Annotated in this window: 5 protein-coding genes and 1 pseudogene; 4 read left to right on the top strand and 2 right to left on the bottom strand. The window is 56.5% G+C overall.

All coding sequences use genetic code 11. The features are described from left to right. The 3 genes from A3764_RS26015 to tviB all read left to right on the top strand — a co-directional run. A partial coding sequence (locus A3764_RS26015) for a hypothetical protein (RefSeq protein ID WP_236628197.1) occupies window positions 1-219 on the top strand: 219 nt, incomplete at its 5' end. Between the two features lie 92 nt (window positions 220-311). Continuing rightward, window positions 312-1328: an NAD-dependent epimerase/dehydratase family protein gene (locus tag A3764_RS13610; protein WP_201722105.1), complete on the top strand. Its 1017-nt coding sequence runs from the start codon at window positions 312-314 to the stop codon at window positions 1326-1328. 7 nt (window positions 1329-1335) lie between these two features. Continuing rightward, a complete protein-coding gene (gene tviB, locus A3764_RS13605; protein ID WP_067924081.1) occupies window positions 1336-2613 on the top strand; it encodes a Vi polysaccharide biosynthesis UDP-N-acetylglucosamine C-6 dehydrogenase TviB in 1278 nt (425 codons plus the stop codon). Window positions 2614-2650: 37 nt separating this feature from the next. Here tviB and A3764_RS13600 read toward each other — a convergent pair whose 3' ends face one another. After that, on the bottom strand, window positions 2651-3433 hold the full coding sequence (locus A3764_RS13600) for a metallophosphoesterase family protein (protein ID WP_082850883.1): 783 nt from the start codon (window positions 3431-3433) through the stop codon (window positions 2651-2653). A gap of 213 nt (window positions 3434-3646) precedes the next feature. On the opposite strand from A3764_RS13600, the pseudogene A3764_RS13590 reads away from it, so the two are divergent. Beyond that, window positions 3647-4738 (top strand): annotated as a pseudogene (locus A3764_RS13590) (IS3 family transposase). A gap of 555 nt (window positions 4739-5293) precedes the next feature. On the opposite strand, the gene A3764_RS13585 reads toward A3764_RS13590, so the two are convergent. Then, window positions 5294-5472 (bottom strand): transposase (locus tag A3764_RS13585; RefSeq protein WP_150122180.1); only part of this gene is annotated, 179 nt, incomplete at its 5' end.

The raw sequence follows: 5472 nt of genomic DNA, 5'->3' as shown, positions 1-5472 counted from the left end.
CATTACGGTCTGGAACCGCGCGTTCCAGCAGATATTTCCGACTGTGATTTCGACTGGTACAGCCCTGACAAGATAACGGTTCGACCTGTTGTTCAGGGCCGCGCGTACATCGATTTTGCAACTCGCCCGGGTGGTGGCTGTTTATCGCAGACTTATACGGTAAATTTCGCCAATTGTATTTTACCGATCGTTAACGGGTTCATGAAACCGTCGAATTGAGTAAAGTTGTCTAATCGCGGAGTTGCCTCCCCGCCTGACGACTTTCGTTTGCGAAAGGTATTGAACACGTGCCCGATGATCGAAGAACGAGGTTGCGTGTTCTTGTAACCGGCTCCGCTGGTTTTATCGGATATCATCTGTCCCGATTGCTTCTGTCTGAGGGCCACGATGTCTTGGGCATCGACGCGATGACCGATTACTACGATGTCACCCTCAAGGAAGAGCGGCACGCGATGTTGTTCGCGTTGTCCGGGTTTCGTGCCGAAAATACGCGTCTGGAGAACGCCGAAGAGGTTCGGCGTCTGACAGTGGATTTCAATCCTGACGTAATCGTGCATCTCGCGGCGCAGGCCGGTGTCCGCTATAGTCTTGAGAATCCGCGCGCCTATCTCGACAGCAATATCACGGGCACTTTCAACGTAATGGAAGCTGCGCGGGAAGCGTCGGTGCGGCATCTCCTCATGGCATCCACGAGTTCTGTCTATGGTGCCAACAGCGAGATGCCATTCGATGAATGCCAGAAGGCTGACACCCCGTTGACCTTCTATGCCGCGACCAAGAAAGCGAATGAGGCGATGGCCCATTCCTATGCGCACCTCTGGTCCCTGCCGACGACGATGTTCCGTTTCTTTACCGTCTACGGGCCATGGGGACGCCCGGATATGGCCCTCTTCAAGTTTACGAAAGGTATCCTCGAAGGGACGCCGATCGATATCTACAACCACGGTGAAATGTTCCGCGACTTCACCTATGTCGAAGACCTCGTTTGTGGCATCCGCCTCTTGATGGATGCTGTCCCCATCCGGCCCAATGCGCAGTCGGATATTCCGGAAGGCGACAGCCTGTCGCCGGTAGCGCCCTTTCGCATCGTGAATATCGGCAATTCACAAAAGGTCCGGCTGCTCGATTTTATCGAAGCGATCGAAGACGAATTGGGGAAAAAGGCCCTCCGCAATTACATGGAAATGCAGACGGGTGATGTCCCCGCGACTTGGGCGAATGCGGATTTGCTGCACAAGTTGACCGGTTATCAGCCGCGAACGGATATTCGCGACGGGGTGAAGGCCTTTGTCGACTGGTACCGCGAATACCATGAAAAACGGGGATAAGCCGCCCATGTTTTCAATAGAAGAGAGCCGGATCGGAATTATCGGACTTGGCTACGTCGGCCTGCCCCTTGCCGTGGAGTTTGGCAAGCAATTCGATACGCTCGGTTTTGACATTGACCCGGTTCGGATAAATGACCTGCGCGGTGGAGTTGACCGGACCATGGAAACGACCGCTAAGGACCTTGCCGAAGCGGACCGGTTAACCTTTACCGAAGACCCAAAAGCGCTCCGGGCGTGTAACGTCTTTGTCGTTACAGTTCCGACACCGATTGATCGCCATAAGCAGCCCGATCTGGAACCACTGAGGCGCGCTTCCGAAGCAGTCGCCGAAGTCATCGATCATGGAAACGTCGTCATCTTCGAAAGCACCGTCTACCCCGGTGCGACTGAAGAAATATGCGTGCCGATCATAGAGGCTCAGTCTGGTCTGACCTATAACGAGGACTTTTTCATAGGCTACAGCCCTGAGCGTATCAATCCGGGGGACAAGGAACATCGCCTGCCGACAATCCGCAAGGTGACGTCGGGCTCCACCCCGGAAGCGGGTCTTTTCATTGACAGTCTCTACCGCCGTATCATCAGCGCAGGCACCCACCTTGCCCCGTCGATCAAGGTCGCGGAGGCGGCGAAGGTTATCGAGAACACACAACGAGACGTGAACATAGCGCTTGTGAACGAACTGGCGCTGATCTTCGACCGGCTGGGCATAGATACGCTCGATGTTCTAGAGGCAGCCGGCACGAAATGGAATTTTTTGCCGTTCAGACCGGGGCTGGTAGGGGGGCACTGTATCGGCGTCGATCCCTACTACCTTACCCACAAGGCGCAGGCCGTGGGGTATCATCCGGAGGTTATACTTTCCGGTCGTCGACTGAACGACGGCATGGGCAGCTATGCGGCACTGCAGACCGTGAAGGGGCTCTTGAAGCGACGCATACAGGTCGACGGGGCACGGGTTCTGATCCTCGGGCTGGCATTCAAGGAAAATTGCCCTGATCTCAGGAACACGAGGGTGGTCGATGTAATTTTCGAACTGCAGGGATTCGGCGTTGAAGTAGACGTGCACGACCCATGGGTAGATCGGGAACAGGCCATGCTTCAGTATGGCCTTTCGATGACAGATACTCCTGAGAGCGGCCTCTACGATGCCATCCTGCTGGCCGTGCCGCACGAATTGTTCGTCAAAGGCGGTGCAGGTAAAATACGCGCCTTTGGCAAGCCATCGCATATCTTTTATGATTTGAAGTCCGTCTTTCCGAAGGACGACAGCGATATGCGCCTCTGACCCGCTCCGGTGGGTGAGGCCGGGCTTTCGGAGATCGCTATTTCGTTTGAAGAAACTCGCAGCCGCCCTGACGGATAGCGGCCACGGTCAAGGTTTCTGTCCGGTAGGCGCCCGTGTCCACCGCGATACGGCTTGAATGGCAATGCGCCTGTTTCATGATCGTATGCCCATGCGCGACCCAGAATTCATCTTCCCGTGGTCGGGTCAGAAACTCCCGATGGCCCCAGAGCAAGACTTTATCCGATTGATCCTCAGGCGAGAGGTCCGGGTCCAGTGCAGCATGGGTTACGATCACATTTCCGCTCCGATAGGTCAGGGGAAGCGCACGAAGCCACTTCATAAGACCCTCAGGCATGGCAGCGGCCATCGCATCCCCCGCTTCCATCATGTCTTCTGCGTCGGACTTTGGGTGCAGACCTTCGATACCGTAGCTGTCGAGCGTTTCCGAACCGCCGTTGATCAGCCACCGCCCGCCGCGTTCTGCCGGGTCGTCCACAAACTCCAGCAGCATGCTTTCATGGTTCCCCTTGAGGCAAATGATACGGTCGGGATCGCTTTGCTGCATGCTGTAGAGCGTAGCAAGAACCTTCGACGATTCCGGCCCGCGGTCGATGTAATCACCGACAAAGACGGTCTTGGCTGACCCGCTGCCGGCATCTCTATGCCCTTCGATCAGATTCAACGCTTGACGAAGCAAATCGGCGCGACCGTGGATGTCGCCTACCACGTAAAGCGGAGCTTCGGGTGCCAATGCCTCCGCACCGGGGCCTTGAATCCGATTTTCCCATGTACCGAACAGTCCCTTCAATTTTCCAAACATACCTTAATCCTTCGCCGGTGCGACCGGGTAGGATGATATTTCGTTTTTTCGGGGGAAAGTCCAAGATAAAAGGGAATGATTTGGTCCGTTGTTTCTGGAAAGGCCCGACTGCGGCACCGTTTTTGACTGGGTGCAGGACGCGCCAGGTGACCTCAGGCCCGTATCCTCCTCCAGTTTGAGGTAGAGTCCGTCCCAACGAAGGAGACGGACAGAATGAAGAGATCAAGGTTCAGCGAAGAGCGGATCATCGCGATCCTGAAGCAGCAGGAGAGTGGCGTGGCGACGGCGGAGGTTTGCCGGGAGCACGGGATCAGCTCGGCCACGTTTTACAAGTGGAAGGCGAAGTTCGGCGGGCTTGAAGTGTCGGATGCCCGGAAGTTGAAAGCGCTTGAGGACGAGAACACGAAGCTGTTGGCCGAACAGATGCTGGACAACGCCATGTTGCAAGACATTGCATCAAAAAAATGGTGACGCCCCCGGCCAGGCGGGAAGCCGTGGCGCACCTCTGCGAAGCGCATCAGGTGAGCCAGCTGCGGGCGTGTTCTGTTCTAAGCGTTGATCGGTCGAGCGTGCGATATCGCAGTTTGCGGCCGGACGATGCCGATCTGCGCAAAGCGATGAACGCCGTGGCAGCGGAGCTTCGTCTGTTCGGCTACCGGCGTGTAAACGTGATGCTGGAACGGCAGGGCTGGCAGGTGAATCAGAAGAAGCTGAGGCGGCTCTATCGCGAAGAGAAGCTACAGGTGCGCAAACGCGGCGGTCGGAAGCGGGCTCTCGGCACGCGAAGACCGATGCTGGCCCCCGGAGCGTTCTAACGAACGTTGGAGCTCGGACTTCGTGTCGGACGCCTTCACCGACGGGCGCAGGTTCCGGGTGCTGGCCATCTTTGATGATTTCAGCCGCGAATGCCTCGCCCTCGTCGCGGACACGTCGCTCTCCGGTCTGCGAGTCACACGAGAACTGTCGGCGATCGTCGTGCAACGCGGCCGGCCCGGGACCATTGTCAGCGACAACGGCACGGAACTGATCAATATGGCGGTGCTCAGATGGTGCCAGGAGACCCGGATCGAGTGGCACTACATCGCGCCGGGGAAACCAATGCAGAACGCCTTCGTCGATTCGTTCAACGGCAGCTTCCGGGACGAACTCTTGAACGAAACCCTCTTCTCATCCCTGGCGGAGGCCCGCGAGAAGATCGGCGCATGGAAGGAGGACTACAACCGAAACAGACCCCACTCATCCCTCGGCAATCTCACGCCGCAGGAATTTCCCATGAAATCGAAACTGGAAAACAAGGCCGCATGAGGCCAGAAATCAACCGACGGATTCTCCCAAAAGCTGGAGGGAATTCTGGTCTCAGGTCACGGCTTAGCCTCAACCACAAGTGCCGCAAACATCGGATCGTCAGCCGTCTCGGCGGGTAAAGCCAGCGCACCGGCCCTTGAGAACCTCAATCCTGCCCGCGTAGCCACTCGTCGAGCCCTCCAAAAAGACGTCCACTTTGCCGTCCTATCCTGCCCCACATCGGCAGCAGGACTCGCACAGCCAGCTTCAAAGCGGCAGGAGGGATCGGCGTAGCAACTATAACGAAGTCAGATCCCACAACGTGATCGGATGCAAGGTCCCGATCACCATGCATTATCCTGATGGCGCAGTCAGCCGTCATCGTGAAAGAGTGGAAAAAAAATCAGTTTCCGGCGGTCAAATGTTGGGTAGCAGTGCACGGTGAAAAACGCATAAGGTTATCATCACAGCTGCTGCACGAAAGCCTGTTACAATCGCAAACGCCTTTACCAAATCAGGTGAACCGTGCTGTTTGTAAACTGCCTGAGAAATATTGTTGCTAGTTAGGGTCAGGACTCATAGCCAGTAAATGACGAGGGCGGCCAGGGCGATAGCTGACAGGAAGACCTTCGGGCATCTGTCGTATCGGGTTGCCACCCGCCGCCAGTCCTTCAACCTTCCAAACATGACCTCGATCCGATTGCGACGTTTGTAGCGGCGCCTGTCGTACTTGACGGTTTTCTTGCGCTGGGTTC

This window comes from Sulfitobacter sp. HI0129 (assembly GCF_001635395.1).
Lineage (GTDB): Bacteria > Pseudomonadota > Alphaproteobacteria > Rhodobacterales > Rhodobacteraceae > Sulfitobacter.
The sequence above is the reverse complement of the archived record's forward strand: the minus strand, read 5'-3'. Positions and strand labels throughout refer to the sequence as shown.

Bases quoted from the DNA above. Each gene is read 5' to 3' on its own strand.
- tviB (WP_067924081.1), top strand. From the start codon at position 1,336: ATGTTTTCAATAGAAGAGAGCCGGATCGGAATTATCGGACTTGGCTAC.
- A3764_RS13600 (WP_082850883.1), bottom strand. From the start codon at position 3,433: ATGTTTGGAAAATTGAAGGGACTGTTCGGTACATGGGAAAATCGGATT.